Origin of the sequence: Streptosporangium sp. NPDC051023, from assembly GCF_040689595.1 — a bacterium.
Lineage (GTDB): Bacteria > Actinomycetota > Actinomycetes > Streptosporangiales > Streptosporangiaceae > Streptosporangium.
The window spans coordinates 1-1,258 of the sequence record NZ_JBFBCE010000254.1 but is presented as its reverse complement, the minus strand read 5'-3'; the positions used below and the strand labels follow the sequence as shown (position 1 = coordinate 1,258).

Below are 1,258 nucleotides of genomic sequence, written 5' to 3'. Positions count from 1 at the left end.
CCACGGCTTCGGCCGCGCCAACCCGCTCACCCCTCCCGCTATCGCTACAGCGAGAGATCAAACCACAACGGAGATCATTCTGTTAGGAGTTATTAGCCCGCTCGGCGAGTGCCTCGTCCGTCTTGGCCTTCGCGTGGGACTCCCGGGCCGATACCGCTTGGTCGAACAGCGCGATGACCTCGTCCAGCTGGTCGACCGCAGACTGGGCCACCAGGGCAAGCAAGATCGGATAGCGGCGCTCTTCCCGCCGTTTCAGGCCTTGCACCGTGGAGCGGCGAGCCACCGTGGCCAGGAACCGGCGCCGCTCCCGGGGCAGCATCGACAAATCGAGCTGGTGGGCGTCCATTGCCCGCAGGTACAGCAGCTTGTCGACCGACACCCCGATCGCCGGGGCGGACGCCTCCGCCGCTGGCGTCGTCAGCCATCGCAGCCTGGACGTCCCGATCTCCAGATCCTCCACGAGTAGCCGGTCCAGGTCCGACCGCATCGGCCTGGTGAGCAGGTGCCCGACCTTCTGGGTGGTCAGCTTTGCCGCCGCGTTCCGGGCGGTGGTCACCAACTCCATCAGCGTGACCGCACCAGGCCGCATCACCTGGGTAGCTTGCAGGTGCTCCACCGCCTGCTGGAACAACAGACTCGGGGTGTCGTGCTCCATCGCCCGGTCCAGGAGGAACTGCTCCAGTTCCTTCCACTGGATACTGCCCGGCTTGGGGTTCTTCCACGTCAGGTACTTCATCACCAGCTTCAGGTGATCGCTACGGGTCTGAGGCCGTTTGCGCGTCGACCGGTCGTATGCCTCCAGCATCCCGGGGAACACCGCCATCTGGCCTGCCAACCGCAGCAACACCGCCTGCGGAATCTCCAGGAGGTCATCGGGGATATAGCCGAGCCAGGGCAACGTACAGAGCTGAACGGCCAGCCCCAATCTGGCCTCTGGACCGCGGCCCGGCGCGTCCAGGAACCCGTGCTCACGCGGCGTCAACGTGAAGTACTTGTTCAGCTCCTCACGCCCAATGTCAGGGAACGACCGTAGACGCTCCAAGTGCTCATCAGACAGGAACCGCGTCGATATCAACCATCCCGGACGTCACAGAACACACGAATCATGACGAACCGTAGCTGAGGAGATCAACAACCGTCCTAAAAACCTCAGTAACCGCAGTTCAGAGCCGGTCGGGTGGCCCGAGGCATTGCAGCCTCGGGCTCCCACAGATCCCGGCGTGACAGTCTCCCGCCACCGGGCTCTTGTCATCCTGTT

General features: G+C 64.1%; 1 protein-coding gene. It reads right to left on the bottom strand.

The window, feature by feature from the left end:
* Positions 1 to 82 precede the first annotated feature (82 nt).
* A complete protein-coding gene (locus AB0395_RS48510) occupies positions 83 to 1,075 on the bottom strand; it encodes a DUF4158 domain-containing protein (protein WP_366295157.1) in 993 nt (330 codons plus the stop codon).
* Positions 1,076 to 1,258 lie beyond the last annotated feature (183 nt).